At 53.6% G+C, this 16,400-nt stretch carries 13 protein-coding genes; all 13 read right to left on the bottom strand.

Translation table 11 applies throughout. The annotated features are described in order from the left end of the window. Window positions 1–462: 462 nt before the first annotated feature. The 13 genes from TW80_RS10230 to TW80_RS10165 all read right to left on the bottom strand — a co-directional run bounded on the left by TW80_RS10230 (window position 463) and on the right by TW80_RS10165 (window position 16,399). On the bottom strand, window positions 463–2,079 hold the full coding sequence (locus TW80_RS10230) for a DUF4114 domain-containing protein (RefSeq protein ID WP_045997312.1): 1,617 nt from the start codon (window positions 2,077–2,079) through the stop codon (window positions 463–465). Between the two features lie 504 nt (window positions 2,080–2,583). After that, window positions 2,584–3,279, bottom strand: coding sequence for an urea ABC transporter ATP-binding subunit UrtE (gene urtE / locus TW80_RS10220; protein ID WP_045997310.1), 696 nt, complete (start codon window positions 3,277–3,279; stop codon window positions 2,584–2,586). Beyond that, a complete protein-coding gene (gene urtD, locus TW80_RS10215; protein WP_045997309.1) occupies window positions 3,279–4,022 on the bottom strand; it encodes an urea ABC transporter ATP-binding protein UrtD in 744 nt (247 codons plus the stop codon). Before urtD ends, urtE begins: the two co-directional genes overlap by 1 nt. After that, on the bottom strand, window positions 4,019–5,182 hold the full coding sequence (urtC, locus tag TW80_RS10210; protein ID WP_045997308.1) for an urea ABC transporter permease subunit UrtC: 1,164 nt from the start codon (window positions 5,180–5,182) through the stop codon (window positions 4,019–4,021). The genes urtD and urtC overlap by 4 nt, the downstream gene beginning before the upstream one ends. 4 nt (window positions 5,183–5,186) lie before the next feature. Beyond that, window positions 5,187–7,121 (bottom strand): urea ABC transporter permease subunit UrtB, encoded by a 1,935-nt coding sequence (gene urtB, locus TW80_RS10205; RefSeq protein WP_045997307.1) that lies wholly within the window; start codon window positions 7,119–7,121, stop codon window positions 5,187–5,189. Between the two features lie 61 nt (window positions 7,122–7,182). Then, on the bottom strand, window positions 7,183–8,469 hold the full coding sequence (urtA, locus tag TW80_RS10200) for an urea ABC transporter substrate-binding protein (protein ID WP_045997306.1): 1,287 nt from the start codon (window positions 8,467–8,469) through the stop codon (window positions 7,183–7,185). A gap of 400 nt (window positions 8,470–8,869) precedes the next feature. Beyond that, a complete protein-coding gene (locus tag TW80_RS10195) occupies window positions 8,870–9,649 on the bottom strand; it encodes a hypothetical protein (RefSeq protein WP_045997305.1) in 780 nt (259 codons plus the stop codon). Between the two features lie 36 nt (window positions 9,650–9,685). Beyond that, window positions 9,686–10,048: a hypothetical protein gene (locus tag TW80_RS10190; RefSeq protein WP_045997304.1), complete on the bottom strand. Its 363-nt coding sequence runs from the start codon at window positions 10,046–10,048 to the stop codon at window positions 9,686–9,688. A gap of 83 nt (window positions 10,049–10,131) precedes the next feature. Further along, entirely contained in the window at window positions 10,132–11,007 is an 876-nt protein-coding gene (locus TW80_RS10185; protein WP_045997303.1) for a dynamin family protein, read from the bottom strand. Beyond that, window positions 11,007–13,091, bottom strand: a complete 2,085-nt coding sequence (locus tag TW80_RS10180) for a dynamin family protein (protein ID WP_045997302.1) — start codon at window positions 13,089–13,091, stop codon at window positions 11,007–11,009. Before TW80_RS10180 ends, TW80_RS10185 begins: the two co-directional genes overlap by 1 nt. Window positions 13,092–13,252: 161 nt before the next feature. Continuing rightward, window positions 13,253–14,590 carry a hypothetical protein gene (locus TW80_RS10175; protein ID WP_045997301.1) on the bottom strand — a complete coding sequence of 446 codons (1,338 nt, stop codon included), beginning with the start codon at window positions 14,588–14,590 and terminating at the stop codon, window positions 13,253–13,255. Then, complete coding sequence (locus TW80_RS10170) at window positions 14,590–15,603, bottom strand: PP2C family protein-serine/threonine phosphatase (RefSeq protein ID WP_045997300.1); 1,014 nt, start codon at window positions 15,601–15,603, stop codon at window positions 14,590–14,592. The genes TW80_RS10175 and TW80_RS10170 overlap by 1 nt, the downstream gene beginning before the upstream one ends. After that, window positions 15,587–16,399 carry an FHA domain-containing protein gene (locus TW80_RS10165; protein WP_045997299.1) on the bottom strand — a complete coding sequence of 271 codons (813 nt, stop codon included), beginning with the start codon at window positions 16,397–16,399 and terminating at the stop codon, window positions 15,587–15,589. Before TW80_RS10165 ends, TW80_RS10170 begins: the two co-directional genes overlap by 17 nt. Window position 16,400 lies beyond the last annotated feature (1 nt).

Raw genomic sequence — 16,400 nt, 5'->3', positions numbered from 1 at the left:
TTTGGGGCCTCAGGTAGATCGTTATTACCACCTGTAATATGATAGAGCATTTAATGTTTCGCTTTTCCCAGCTCCATTCGCGTCTAAATGTGTCGAGGTTTCATACCAATCCGTTGTGTCCGACCTATTGCACAGTGTAACGTCAAGGGAGGCGCTTCGAGGTGAGTGATGGTGTGTCGGCCGTCTGAGCTTGAGTCGATGTGAGCCATGCTTGCGGATCTTCACCGTTGAGCGTGGTCTTTTTCCATCTGGGTATTGGGAAAATGGAGTAAATCACTTCACCAGCTTGTTCATAATCAAAATCCTATTTCACCTTTGCGGCGATTTAGCTGCTTCGCTGAAATTAGACCCCAATATACCCCGATGCATCGATTGATCAGCGCACACAAGTATCGCCGTTTCGACCGTTGTGATTAAACGTCGCCTGATTTTCAGTGAGCTAAATCTATAACTGAGAAAGTATCACAGCAAATAGTCGTGTGCTTCCACGCTGAAAACGACGTCTTGGTAGTCGGCGTCGCCGAGGCCGGTCATGTCTTCGAAGCCGAACTCGATTGCGCCACCACCAGATTGGATTCCTGATACCGCGTGCTGCATGCCGTCTTCGTTTAAGGATGCGGCATAGCTGTGGAATATGGTTTCCGTGACGGCGCTGCCGTTTATTGCCAGTCGAACGGTGCTCCCGTCGTCGAGTGTGGCCCCTTCTCCGGTATTATTAACGAAGCTGAGAATATCTGTATCTGATAGGGTTGCTGCCCAATCGGCACCATCTTGCACGACAAAGAAGCCTAATGTGTTGCCGTTTTCGATGCCTGACAGGGTGACCGTAGAGCTCTGTTCATTGGTGTTAGAAAACAAAATTTGAACATCAACAAGCGCGCCATCGGGTGTGATTTCATAGACACCGAGGACATTGTCATACCCCGCACGACCCGTGTCGAGTAGAGAAACTTGAAACGCTTTTGCGCCATCCCCCAAGAGATACATTTGGTTGTTGATGCCGTTTAGCATGGAGTGATCGACGGCACGGCCCTCGCTGAGGGTCGGCAAACAGGTCTCGTAGGTAATGTAGGTGCTGTTTGCGTGGAATGCCGTTAGGAATTCACCATCTAAGAACAGGCCTTGCAAACGTATTTCTTCATTTATTGAAATGTTGCCATCACTGTCGGCATCATAGCCAATCAAGATGTCGCGGTCGTCTCTAACGGCAAGGTCATCGGCACGCAGCGCAGCATTGTTAAAGATGATTGTATCCTCAGTCGAAAAGTCCGTGATGGTATCGCCAAGCATTTCTGAGACCGATCCCTCAAAACTGTCGGCTCCTGTGCCACCAGTCAGGGTATCGTTTCCTTCATTTCCGAAGATGGTGTCGTTTCCGCTTCCTCCCCAGATTCGATCATCACCGTCACCGCCAAATACGAAATCGTCGTTTAGACCGGCGGCAATCAAGTCATCACCCGACGAACCCAGTATATCAGTGAGGACATCCGCACGGGTTACGTCGACATCATTGATGATGAGCCCATCCGAGGCTGTCGCGCTCTTTGGCACGATATTCACCGGCGAAACGTAAGCTACGTCTTTGAGGGTCGCAAAGTCAGGGAGCCGGCTTTCTGGGATGAAGTGATGTTCATGTTCACCCATACTGGACCCGCCGTCACCGTCTGTGTCGATGCGGGCGCCGCCAAGGGCATAGAAGATGTGACCGCCTGCAGATGTCGCGATGAGAAGCCACTGTTGTGAGTCTGATGTGGTTGCGTTGTGCGCGCCGTTAAATTCGACAATGCGGACATTGCTCGGAAGATTGTTGAAGTCGAGCAATTGCCCCTCAATGCGGATTTCGTCCCGCGAGACGTCGAAATCTTCGATCCGACCGACCACGACATGCGCGACTCGGTTTAGGTTCTGGAAGTTAAAGGTATCTTCGCCGCCGCCCGAACGGGCATGGTGCCCATGAGAGAATTTGCTAATGCTATAAAACCCGAGATTGTCCCAGTGGTTCTCGTCAAGTTCGAGACCGCCGCCAAAGAAGTGAATTTGGTCTAACCCATTCGTAGCGATATGATTTCTGGTTATCATCGGGTCTCACTTGCACACAACATTACATCACCTTCTCAGCGCACCGGTCTGAATATCGTGGGGGAGAGACGCCATTCAGAGGGTGCGCAATTTGCCGACGGAACCGGCACCTTCAATTGTCGGCGAAGCCCCTAAACAAGGACAGTGCTCTAAGGGATAGTCGGGCATCTCTTATGATCATCTAGTGGACCAACAGAGACCACGGATATGCGGGGTTGGGATTGGAGCAGTTTCACGGCCCACTAGTGGCCGAATTTTCGGTTGGGCAAGGCCGCTTTAAACCCGTTCTCGGCTTTCGTGACCAAGTTGGAATGCTAATGCAGAAAAAAGTCACTGATCCCAATATTTTGCATGAGGACGCTTTTAACATGGTGTCATCAGCCTTTGATGGGAACGATTGGTAGGGACACAGAACGCGAGATTAGGACACAGCATCAGAAGCCGCCTAAGAAGTCAGCGTTTCCCAGTTAAACGAGCGGGGCAATCGCCCGGCGTGATGCCAAATTATAGCGCCAGGTCTTCTAACAGGCTTTCGCGTGTGATCTCGGATTTGCGTGCAAAACGTGAGACGCTGCCGCGTGTGACGACGCTAAAACTATCCGATAATCCATAAGCAAACTCAAAGTTTTGCTCGACCAAAACGATTGCCATTTTGCCTTGGTCGCGTAGCAGATCAATGGTGCGGCCAATTTGCTGGATGACATTTGGCTGGATGCCTTCGGTCGGTTCATCAAGAAGCAATACTTTGGGGCGCGTAATGAGCGCGCGCGCGATGGCAAGCTGCTGCTGCTGACCGCCCGAAAGATCACCACCACGCCGGGCCTTCATATCCAATAAGACCGGGAACAATTGGAAAATCTCATCGGGGATCGTGCGATCTTCTTTGGGGAGGCAGGCAAATGCGGTTTCGAGGTTTTCTTGTACCGACATGAGCGGAAAAATCTCGCGGCCTTGTGGAACATAGGCGATCCCGGCTCTTGCCGCCGCAAAGGCAGAGGGGTGATCAAGCGTCTGATCCCCGACCGAAAGCTGCCCATCTGTATAAGGGTGCCGACCCGAAATCGCCTTGAGCAGGCTGGTTTTGCCAACGCCGTTTGTTCCCATCACGGCGGTCACTTCGCCAACAGGCGCATGCAGGTTGATGCCGTGCAGGATCTGGCTTTGCCCATAGTGGAGGGTCAGGTCTTTGACGTTCAGCATTATTGGCGTCCCAGATATACGTCGATTACGGTTTGGTCAGAGGTCACATGATCTAGCGATCCTTCGGCAAGAACGGAGCCTTCGTGCAGGACAGTGACCTTGCAATCAAGCCGCCGGACGAACTCCATATCATGTTCAACAACGACGACCGCGCGCGTTTTGGCCGCCCGCTTGAGAAGATCAGTAGTGTGTTCGCGCTCGGCTGTGGTCATGCCAGCGGCGGGTTCGTCCACCAGCAAGAGACGCGGATCTTGGGCGAGCAGCATGCCGATTTCGAGCCATTGTTTTTGACCGTGGCTCAATTCGCCAGCACGGCGGGTTAGGCTATCGGTCAATCCGATTTCATCGGCAATCTCTTCGATCCGTTGTGCGCCTTCGCGGGTCTTTTTGTAGAACAGCACGGCGAATGGGCCACGTGGGTTGCGCAGCGCCATGGATAGGTTTTCGCGAACGGTCTGGTCTTCAAAAACGGTGGGCTTTTGAAATTTGCGCCCGATCCCTTCCATGGCGATCTGGCTTTCTGACATTCCAAGAAGCGAGATATTGCGTTCACCCCAGGTGACGCGTCCTTCATCGGGTTTTGTTTTGCCGGTGATGATATCCATAAATGTGGTCTTGCCTGCACCGTTAGGGCCGATCACGGCGCGCAGTTCGGGTTCTCCAATTTGGATAGACAGGTTGTTGATTGCTCGGAATCCGTCAAACGTGACCGAGACACCGTCGACTTCTAACAAAGTGCTCATGATGGTTTCCTTACCAGATAGTCGAACAGACCGCCGATGCCCTTTGGCGCATAGAGCGTGACTGCAACAAAGGACAGGCCCAGCAGCACTAGCCACCAATCGGTCCATTGGATTGTATAAAACCCGAGGTTCACCGCCGGAGCGCCGCCGCCTGTGAACCAGCTCGATAAGAGCGAAACAAACGCAGCCCCAATGACCGCCCCATAAAGACGCCCGCGCCCGCCGATGGCCACCCAAACCGCGAGATAGATTGATGCGATTGGTGCGATTTCTGCCGGGTTAATAATGCCTGCTTGTGGGTAGTACAGCGCACCAGCGATCCCGGCGACAATGGCTGTCAGCGTAAAGACAAAGAGTTTGTAGCTTTCGACGTGATACCCCAGAAATCGAACTCGCGATTCATTGTCTCGGATTGCTTTGATCACGCTGCCCATTTTGCCAGAGGTCACCCAAGCAAAGACCAGATACCCCAAAGCCAAGGCCAACACTGAGGCGTAAAAGAAGACCAGCGATATCGTTGATTGGGCGGTGTCTTCGAAGCCGGGTATGTTTTGCAAGCCAGACAGCCCGTTATTCCCGCGCAGCCCACTGTCATTCTGGAATAGGTACAGTGCGAGCGCGAGGGTCATCGCCTGTGTCAGGATCGACAGATAGACACCCGTCACGCGACTGCGGAATGCAAGCCATCCAAATCCAAGCGCTAAAACTCCAGGCACCAAAACGACCATCAAGAGTTGCAGAGCTAAGCTATCTGAAAACGCCCAAATCGCCGGGAATTCGGAACTGCCAACAACCCCGAAAATCTGATTGCCGATGGCATCTGTGATTTCCTGCGGCGTGGGTGGGATCGTTTGGGATGCGAGGCTATCGAGCACGATGCCTTCGGTGCGGGCGTACATAAGCCACATTCCGATAGCGTAGCCACCAATCCCGAAAAACGCAAAATGTCCGAGCGAGAGAATACCACAATACCCCCAGACTACGTCCATCGCGATTGCAATCAAACAGAGGCATAGGGTTTTGCCTAATGTCTTAACAAAAGAGGTTGAGATCACGCCAAGCCCTGCCTCTGACAGGATCGTGACGACGATGGTAAATAGGCTTAGCCCAAGCAAAAACCACAATGACGACGGATTACGCATAAGAAAGCTTTTGTTCATGGGATCAATCCGCTGCTGCCCGACCCTTGAGAGCGACGATGCCTTTGGGACGGAACTGGATAAAGAGTATGATAAAGAGGATCATATAGGTCTGCGCGGCCAAGGTGTTCGAGGGGTTGAGCCACTCGATCCCTTTTTGCAGGAACCCAATGAGAGAAGCACCCGCGAGCGTACCCCAGACATTGCCAACACCACCGACGACGACGGTCATAAAGGATTGTACGATGTAGTCGGCACCCATTTCAGAGGTGACCTTGGCATAAAGTCCAATCGCTACGCCAGCGATCCCGGCGATCCCAGAGCCAAGCCCAAAGGTCATCATATTGATCCGATCAGGATTGATCCCCATGGATGCTGCCATACCAGGGTTTTGCGTGACCGCGCGTACCTCGAGCCCCAGTCGTGTGCGTTTCAAGACAAACAGGATGAGGCACAAAAAGATCAGCGCGAGCACAAAAATCGCAATCCGAATATAGCTGATCTGAACGACATCGTTGAATACCCATGCCCCATCGAGCCATGCGGGAGACGTTAGAGGGCGAGCCTGGGTGCCAAAGATATTTTTCGCCAATTGTTGGAGCGCGATTGAAATCCCAAAGGTCGCCAAAAGCGTTTCCAGCGGCCGATGGTAAAGGTGACGGATGACCAACCGTTCCATCGCGACCCCAGCACCAAATGTCACAGCAAAAGCGAGCGGCAAGGCAACGATAATCGAAAGTGTATAGCTCGGAATGAACAGCTGCACGACATAGCCAGTGTAGGCGCCCATCATGATAAATTCGCCATGGGCCATATTGATTACGCCCATCACACCAAACGTGATGGCCAACCCAATCGCTGCAAGGAAATAGATCGAGGCCAACGATAGCGCATCAAGCGTCAAATCAGCGGCCTGCCCAACGGCGACACGTGTTTCTGCCCCAGCCAATGCCGCGCTTGCCGCGTCGGTAATGACTGCGTCGGGTTCTGAATAAGCTTCAAAAAATACGTATTGGGATAGGGCAGCATCGCGTTCGATCGATGTCACCAGGGGCGGTACAGTCCCCGCATGCGCGAGCTGCGCATAGGCGCGGGCGCGGTTTGCGTCAGTGTTTAGCTGTGCGACGGGCACATCGCCCACACGACCATCGACGATATTGTCGGCAAGAGCAGCTTTGATCGCGTCAGGCTGCGTCAGAGGCGCGAACAGGTCGGCATCGACCAGCATCCCATAGGCTTCTTCCAATGAAATATCAGCACCGGGCGTTAGCACCGTTGCGATGTTTTGATCCTCGGGCAGGGTGGGGGCCACCTCGGTCGCGGTTGTCAGTATTTGGTTGAGGACCGCGCGTGCTTCGACGCTGACGTCGGATGAAAGGCTCTGGATTGCGGCAATCCGGTCTTCGGGGGCATCGGCAAAACGGGCGGATAGAAAATTCGCAAGCTGGATTTTGCGGTCGCGAAGAGCACTGTCTTCTTCGCCATCAATAGAGGCCAGCAATGGGGCGAGCTGGCTCGCCTCTGGGCGGCGTGCAATCGAGGCGACTGCGGTGGTGCGGCGATCTAGATCAGGGTCCATGAGTTGGAACTGAACCAGCGCGGTTCCGATAACACGGCGCACGCCTCCGTTTGGTTTAATCTGAGTAAAACCCGCATCCGGCACCGTCGTTTCAACGCCTGTGTCGATGTCAGTCAAAAGCAGGTTGTCACCGTCTTCTGTCGCGAAATGGAAGTCGCCCTCTGGTCCCTGCCATACGTTTTTCTCTTGCCACTGCTCTAGAAATGTCGCGACTTGGGGCAGGCCAGATGCGGCCAGATCATCCAAGACCGCGGTCACAGTACGTCGTCCGGGTTTGGCGACCTCTTCGGCATGGCTTTGCAAGAGAGTTTGCAGGTCTTGTGCCTGCGCGGCACCACAGAACCCGACCAGCAGGGTAAACAACATCAAGATGCGGGACATGGGACGCCTTTGTGATCGTCAAAGATTGGCGCGAGGCGATTACCCCGCGCCAGACGTTTGATTAGTAGTTCGAAGTCAGCTGAACGCAGGTCTCGGTTTCGGTGTTGTACATACCGCAACCCAGTTCCTGCCAGTCAGACTTGAGAACTGCTGATTCTGGCAGATAGTCAGTCCACGCATCGCCAGGAACTTCGGCAGTTTGGCTGATGATGTCGAATTGACCGTCAGCTTGGATTTCGCCGATCAGAACAGGCTTGGCCAGGTGGTGGTTTGGCAGCATCACGGCTGTCCCGCCAGTCAGGTTCGGGAACTCTTGGCCGTACATTGCTTCGCGAACGGCATCGACGTCTGTTGTGCCCGCCTCGGTCACAGCGTTCACCCACATGTTAAAGCCGATGTAGTGGGCTTCCATTGGGTCGTTTGTCACACGCTCTTCGCCTGCAAAGGCTTTCCAAGCTGCGATGAACTCGGCGTTTGCTTCGGTGTCTGCAGACTGGAAGTAGTTCCACGCGGCCAAGTGACCAACAAGGTTGGAGGTATCCAGACCAGACAATTCCTCTTCACCAACAGAGAAGGCAACAACAGGGATATCGTCAGCGGAAACGCCAGCCGCAGCCAGTTCTTTGTAGAAGCCGATGTTTGCGTCGCCGTTAATGGTCGAGATCACGCCAACCTGTTTGCCGTCTTCGCCCAGAGCCACAACATCAGCAACGATGGTCGCCCAGTCAGAGTGACCAAACGGCGTGTAGTTCACAAAGATATCTTCTTCGGCGATGCCGTTGTCGATCAGGTATGATTCAAGAATGTTGTTGGTCGTACGTGGGTACACATAGTCGGTGCCCAAAAGCGCGAATTTCTCAACACCCAGTTCTTCTAGGAAGTAATCGGTCGCTGGGATCGCTTGCTGATTTGGGGCCGCGCCAGTGTAGAATACGTTGCGCGACGACTCTTCGCCTTCGTATTGAACAGGGTAGAACAGCAGACCGTTCAGCTCTTCGATGACGGGCAGCACGGATTTACGAGAAACCGACGTCCAGTTACCAAAGATGACGTCAACTTCGGATACTGTCAGCAATTCGCGCGCTTTTTCAGCAAAGAGCGGCCAGTCGGATGCTGGATCAACGACAACTGTTTCAATTTCACAGCCCAGCAGACCGCCAGCGGCGTTTTGCTGTTCGACCAGCATCAGCATCGCATCTTTCAATGTGGTTTCTGAAATCGCCATTGAGCCGGACAAAGAGTGCAGCACGCCGACTTTGATTGGTTCGGCGCAGTCTGCTGCGGCGATTGATGTGCTTGCCATCAACGCGGCGACGACGGACGCACCTAATGTCTTTTTATATGCCATTGAAACAATATCCCCGTTTCGTAATCGCGAGGCCTGTTCACATGGGCGACGCCCAATGCTAAGCGGCTTTCGCAACTGTTCTGTTGTGGTCGCGCGGCGGGAGATTTCTGCCAGGAAGGCCCGCTGCGCGGCGATGATCGTCTGAGTAGACGTGCAAATAAGTAGTCTACCAAATGGGCAGAGTCCTAAGGCCGACGCTGAATAACGCGGCAGTTGTCATGACCTGCGGAAATACGCGCCAATTTTCACCGCACAAGCGCAACAATTAATCACAACTGAAACCGGAAGCGCTTTGCTCGGGCCAATTGTGATAGTACGCGCACAGGCTATTTCACCTCGTGCCTAATTTGTCGGCGCAAGTGCGTGAAAGTTGTGTGGGTTGAGTGTGGACCTAGGTCGATTACCCTAGGGTGTTGCCCCATGCAGAGATAAGCTTGGGCATCTGGCTCGGCTTGTAGCTAAACACGCCCACATCATTGCCGTCCACTGCAACAGCGACTGTCGTTCCTTCGCCTAATGGTTCGCTCAGGCAAATGAGACGCGGTCCCTCTTTTTTCGGATGGACGGCACGGTGGCGTTTGCGGAATTCAGCGACTTGCGTGCTCCACAGTGCGTCAAGCATTGCGACGTCACCGACGGTTTTCGCAACTGCGCCATTCGAGACATACAAATAGGCTGACATGTCAGCCGAATTTGCGGTCAAGAAGCGTTCGATCAGGGCAACCGGTTTTGCGTCCAGATCAATGTGCCATAGCTTTGCAAGGCCGTTTGCGGAAATGCCTGCTTCAGAGCTTGCCCCTAATGGCTGGGCGGGCTGGCTGCGCACCGTCACGCGATTGGCCGATGCACACAATAACAGCATCAGATCGCCTGCGGCTTGCAAGATCTCTGGCTCGTCACGCGAAAGAACTTTGCCGATGACATTCGCCGCCTCTGGCAAGTTGCCGGACACATCGACAATGCCACGCAAACGGCGACCAGAGACGATCATGCTGACGTTCACGTCGTCGATGCCAAAAACCAATGTACGTTCCATGACGGTCGCATCGACTTCGTTCAAGACAGCAGCGAGCGGGGCAGGCGCACCGCCTTGGGCAATAATCCGGCTACCACCTACAAAAACCTGATTGTCAGCAAGCAAGGCTGCGAGCTTGTTCGCGATTGTTGACGTGTCACTCACGGTTGCGGCCTCGGTCTGGTGTTGTTTGTGTCATGCTCAGGCACCGCTGCTCAGCTTTTCGAGAAGCGGTTGCGCCTCTGCAAGAAACGCATTGATGTCGAGATCAGACGAGCTCACACAGCACATGACATCGCTCGGCTCTGATTTTGCGCGTAGGAAAATGCGAATCTGGCCACGGCTTGCGATTACCGCGCTTGCGCTTGGCTCTGTGCCCAGAAATTGCTGACGCTTTGTCCCCATGGTCAAAGCGGCCTCAGCACATAGGTTATCAAGTCCCTCGCGCGGTAGCGAAGTCGCTGAATTGGTTACCAGTATCATTTGCGTCGACAAATCCGCGAATGCGATCGTGTCGCATGCGGCGAATTTCTCCTGCAAATCATCTAGATCGTCCACAACCATAATTGTTGTCCGCTCACTTGTGTTGATAACTGCCTGATTACGTCAAAACGTGTTGGGGTGAAAGCCCATCAAATGACGCATGCCTAAGATGTTGACCCACCGGAGCCCGGTGGAAGGCCTGCTGCCTGCGCTTGTTCGGCTGTTGGGCGTTCACGTTTTGGCGCGTCGTCGTTCAGCGGGCGTTTTACGCGTCGCGGTGCAACGGGCGCCGACACAGGCTGAGGAACGGGGGTGCCATTCGGAATATTATAGAGCGGTAGCTCTGTTCGCGCAGCCAGCTTACTCAGCTTATCTATCGCCTCAATAAGATGTTCGACAAATGGTCCCGCGCCGCTCGCATCCCACAGATCATAGTCTTCGCCAGCCTCTAGGGCTTGGAGCAAGGAAATCGGGAATGTTGCCGCGAATTGGCCCTGCGTTTCGCGTTTCACACGCTTAAACACGCGCAACCGATCCTTTTCGGTGGTGAGTTTGTCAAAACGCGTGATCAGAAGGGTCGAATTTTCACGAACCGCATCGGGCATGGCATCCCAAACCGCCGCCTCTGATTGGCGCCACGCTTGCGTCGCGTGGGTCAGCCAAATCACGGCATCAACCTCGGGCAACATGCGTTCCCATACTTCGGACGACATGTTAGGGTCTGAAATGCCGGGGAAGTCGATCAGATCACAGACATCCAGAATGTCGCATTCAAGAAAGAGCCTGATACACATGGTCTCTTCGACGGGAATGTCCTCAAGGTGGTCCAGAGAAACTTCTTGGGTGTTCCCCTCAACATCGACACTGAACGGAGCGTGGGTGCCGTGCGACATCCACACGGGCGAAAGCCGCGTTGCTGTCACCTTTTCTGGTAGGGGGCGTGACCCCATCAACAGGTTCGAAAGGGTGCTTTTCCCTGCGGAGAATTCACCCATTAATGCGATGCGGGGCTTGCGCGGTGCTTGTGTCGCTGTAGACATTAAGCTGCCCCTTCTGTTTCGGCAGGCGCGCTGTCACTCAGTTCTTCGAAGATATAGTCAAACAGTTCTTCGCGCTCTTGCTGCGCTGTAATCCCAAAGATGTCTTTCAGATCGTCTTTACTTAGGTTCGACTTTTCACTGATGTCTGTCAGGAAGCCCCGCTGTTCGGCCAAGAATTCACGCAATTCGACCTCGACCATTTTGCGGATTTCTTCGGCCTGCCGAACCTTGAGTTCGTCCACGATGGGGGCGGTTTCGGCTTCGATCAGATCATAGAACCCACTTGCGAATGCACGGTATCCTTTGCGGCGTTTCCACCAGCCTTTCCACCACGATGTTTGCAGATCAAGCGCAATGGTTTGACCCAGTGACACGGGCGCGGGAATTTCCGGTGCAGCAGGCGGAGTGATCGAGAAATTCTCGACGGCAACGCCAAAGGCGGTCCGATACGTTTCGGCAAGATCGGCAGAGGCCGCAGCAAACACCTGATCACATGTCGAGGCTACATTGCGGCGCATCACCTGATAACTGGTCCGCAGCAACATCCGCAAACCATCGGGGCTGTATTGCCAAACCTGTTCTTCACCGTTGTTTTCGAGGTGCTGTAGCAGCGATTCCAGCGCACGGTCCAAGAAACGTTTATGCGATTGGTCAACTCGCGATCCAAACTGTTGGAACACGATATCCATGCGGTCATGCAGGAATTTCAGGTTGTCCGCCTCGAGTTTATCAAGGTGGGTCACAAGTTGATCGTGCGGCATCACATCGACGCTGTCACCCTCGAGCCGCATGGAAACCATCGAGCTAGAGGCGCGCACACCACCAACAAGGTTGAGCGCACGTTTGCGCGATGCAGACAAGATTTCCGCGCCGGGTCCTTCGACAATGCGATCGGACAGCGCGCTGTATAGCTGCGGCACGCCAGACAGATGCCAGACCAATTCGTTGATCTCCATTCCGGCGGTATCCGCGCTGAGCGATGCTTCGGCCCAGTTGAACATCGCTTCGGCGCTTTCGGCAACGATATCGTCAAGCGTTTCACCGAGCGCGATATTTGCCCAATAGGCGCTACCGAAAATCAACTCTGGGTTTTCAGGGCCGTTATGATCCTTAAGCGTTTGCAAGATACTGTCGCGAATTTCCGGAACCTGTTCAGCCGGATTCGACAGCTCGTCGATACGATTCACAAAGATGATGACTTCGCGCGATTTGACGTTGGCGATCAGGCGGATCAGACCCATATCCATTGAGCTAAGCGCCTGATGCGCAGAAAGGACGACAACGCAGATGCGACTATCGCGTAGCGCGTTGATCGTGATCTGTTCGCGCATCATAAAGGTATCGTTCACACCCGGCGTGTCGCGCACGCACAGGGGCATCGGAATCGCCTTTGCCTCGAGATAGAGATCTGCCGACTTTGTGATGTCGGCAAAACGACCCTGTTGGTCCTCTTCGTCGAGGTCTTCGAAATCGTCGCCCATACAAACATATCGCTGCACCAGATCATCAGTCAGGTCGGCGTAGTTATGTTTTTGGCCCAAAAGCAATTCGAACTTGCGACCGAGGCGCGCTTTGGTCTTGTCGCGCATTTCTGCGATCTGTTCGCGCACTTTTTCCAGCTCTTCATCAGCTCCTGCGCGGCTGGATAGCTCACCGATTCGGCCACCGTTTTCGATGAGATGGTCCCATTCGCCCTGGCTAAAGAACTGAAAAGTCGCGGTTGGCGCGTCTTTGGGAAGCGGAGCATTGAGGTGCAAAGAGGTCACAACAGAGGTCCACGGGTTCACATCCGCAGGCAACAAATTTGGCCGACCGACCATCGCGTTCACAAGAGATGTTTTCCCCGATTTGATCTGGCCAATCATTGTGATGCTTGGTTCGAAGGCACGCAACTGTTTGATAAGTCGCGTAGATTTCTTTTCCGCATCAGCGCCGCCTAGCTTGACAACGTCAGCTAGCGTCGCTTCCAGATCAACGACTTCGTCATGAAACGTTTCCAGCTTTTCCAAGCCAAGTCGCATGAACGGGTGGTGTGCTGCCGGGACTTTGTATCCATCCCCTTTTGTCAGCTCTTCCATCTTCATTCGTGTCCGTCCTCAATAGTCTTATTGGCTACCATCCATATCAGGTGATAGCCGCTTCGCCAAATCACGACGCTATCATTGTTTTATTGCTAAAACGGAAACAGATGAGTGCAGCATAATTAAGGCACCGATCTGTCGCGATTAACAAGTGTTGCCCAAGGTTAAGCTGCCAGATCAGCCTGCAGCTCGTGCTTGATTTGCAACAATAGACTTAGCGCTTCGATCACAGCGTTGTCGTTCTTTTCCATCTGCATCAGCTGCGCAAGGTCAGCTGCATCAAATGCCGTCTCTCTCGCACGAACAAGCGCCTGATCAGAATCATCACCGTTTTCATTAAGATAGTCGCAAATCCATTGAACGTGCTCTGCAGTTGCTGCGATCAACTGTGCGGGCGCGTCTTCGCCAGCTACCTCAGACATTTCTAGTAACTCTTGGCTGCGCTCTGCGATATAGCCAAGCGCGGTTTCGTAGGTATTGCGGGTGCTAGGCTGCAGCGTCACTACTTCTGGTGTCTCGTCATCACCAATGATCGTGCGAGATACCAGTTTGCTTGTTTCCTTTTCGGAAACGGTGTCATTGTGAACCACAGATAGTGTAACGGTAGTGGCTGCGGTGTCGGTGGTCTCGGTCTCTTTTTTAACCTCTTGATCATCAACGGCTTTTACCTTGCCACTGATAATGTCAGCGTTTTGATGGAGCAAAATATCGCCCCGATCCACCGCCGATTGACGCCCTTGATCAACTTGCTTGAGAACGGCTGCAATAAGCGCAAGTCCGCCACTTGAGCGCATTAAGTCCTTATTAACGGTGCCGTCTGGTTTGCGTGAGGCAAGTGCCTCGTTTGTCGCGATCGGGAGCACATGGTTAAAGTCGTCTCCGGCCGCTTTGCGCACAGCCGTCATTGCGATATCCAGCTTGCCGGCTGCAATGATCTTGTCCGCATGGGTCAACATGAGAAAGCCGTGATCCTTGATCAGGTCCGGCATATGTGCCCAGATGTTTTGTTCAGCAGGCAGGAACCCCTTGGTGCACCACATCGCTACATCGCAACGCTTTGCAGCCCATTGGCTGGCTGTGTACAGGGCATCTGGATCAGCGGGTGAGTTCACCTCAAGCACAGAAATTTTCTTGAGCGCAGCGAGCGGCATCCGTAGGTCAATAAAGATTGGCTTATGGGATGTAATTTCGGCGAAATCGGCAGTGTCGAGCGTCAGCTTATCATCATCCTCAAGCGTCAGGATGGCTTGAGGCGTGTCGCCATATGTCAATTGAATGGTTGGCAATTCGACGCCATCTGGAATGACATCCGCACCGACCAGCAAGTTGAGAATCTTGGATTTTCCAGCGTCGGGCATTCCAAGAAGCCCGACCCTTACGGGTTGACTAAGTCGCCCGAGGATTTGCTGTGCGCGGCGCTTTACCGCAATAGGAAGCAGGCCGCTTTCGACAGCCTGCTTGAGTTCTTCTTGAACACGTGTGCTCAGATTTTGATTCGACATTATTTGCCTCCGGCGGCCACTTTAGCCTGAGGCGCTGCCTCATCAACCTCCTGATTTGGGTGATCTTCGACCTTGCTGACTGGCTTGACCTCTTTGATCACTGGTTTGGCATCTTTTGCCGCAACTTTATCCACCTCGGTTGGGTCAACAACACGGGTGATCGTAGATGCATGTGTCTCGACATGTCCAACTGGCTTGGCGCGGATTGCACGGATCACAGGCTTGTTGTGGTTCAGTTTGATGACTGAAAACGAAACATTGTCCTGATCCGGGTCGGCCAAGTCTTCGATGGCTTCCAGCAGATATCCTGCGATCTCGGCGCTTTTGCGGCGACGATAGCGGTGGAGGATCTTCTGGATTTGCGGCTCTTCCAGATACTGCAGACCGTCGCTGGAAACGACGACGATATCACCGACCTGCAATTCAAACGGTGTTTTTGGGCAGTCCGATTTGGCCACGCGGTCGCCCAGGATCACAGATGTCAGGCAATTGCGATCCGGGTGGTTTTTACCAGCCTCGGGGTCGAGCAGTCCAGATTGCACCATAAAGTCAATTTGAGGCGCCATAGAGTGATCTTCGTTCAGTTGCTGCAGCTTTCCATTGCGGAAGTGATACAGCGGTGAATCACCAATCGACATCCAGAACATCCGGTTTTCGATCAGAACAAGGGACACAAGGGTCGCGCCCATTCCGCGTGTCTCGGGGTGCTCTTGAACGTGTTCACGCACGACATTGTTGGCATTGACCGCAGCGGCGGTCAGATATTGAGGGATCTCGCTTTCAAAATCTGCAAAATTTGCGCTTTGAAATTTTAGTTCGCTAAATACTTCTGTAACAACGATTTTGCTGGCTACATCACCAGCGGCATGGCCGCCCATGCCGTCGGCAAGTACCACGACGCCACTATCCGCCCCAAAGGGGAAATCCGTGACAATGGCGTCTTCTTGGTAGTCTCGTCCGCCCTGACAGATCGCCGAAGCGACGTCAAAACGAGGTTCAGGCGATCGCCACATCTTCGTCCTCCCCAGAATCGCCGTCGGTCCAGTTGAACGACTTGTCGCATAGCGCAACAAAGCGCAGAACTGTTTCGCCTAGCCGAATGACGTCTCCTGATTTCAGAGATTCGTTGCTGATCAGGGGCTTATCGTTCAAGCGAACAATGTTTGACTTACCGCCATGACCAAGTAGGAATTCTTTGGTTTCGTTGTCGTAAACGATTGCAGCGTGGTTTGACCGCGAAATCGAGTTGTCACCAAAGTCGAGTTGCACTGCTTGATCTTCGCCGCGTCCGATAGGGGACATGCCTGCCATCAGGGCAAAGCTCTCTCCGCGACCGGGGCCTTCGGCGACGACAATCCAACCCACAGGGAATTTCGCACGCTGTGCGGTTGGCGCGGCTGCCTTTGGTGCATCGTTAAACAGATCAACAACATCGCCGTCTGATTTTTCAAAACCAATGAGGCGTGTTTTTGTGCGGCGTGCGCGCGCTGGTGAGCGCGAGGCGGCGGCAGATGCAGCCGCCGGTGCCGCACTCGGCAGTTCTGGCGCGGTTTCTGGCAGGCCATCAGACGCCGTGTTTTCCGGCACATCCCAGATGTTTTCTGGTTCGGCTGCTGGTTTTTCAGCAGTTGGCGATACCTTGGTGTTTACCGAAGAAAGAATATCAGAGACCGCGGCTTCACCTGCTTCGTCTGCAGTAATGGAACCGACTGTATCACGGTATGATTGTTCAAGCGGATCAACGCCTGCAGGACGGCGTGGGGTTTCGTCGCGCCGCTTTTTCCCAATGAGATTACGAATGAATTTCATT

Source organism: Loktanella sp. S4079, assembly GCF_000967725.1.
In the GTDB taxonomy this organism is placed as follows: Bacteria; Pseudomonadota; Alphaproteobacteria; order Rhodobacterales; family Rhodobacteraceae; genus Yoonia.
Note: the sequence above shows the minus strand (reverse complement) of the source record. Positions and strands in the feature narration are given on the sequence as shown.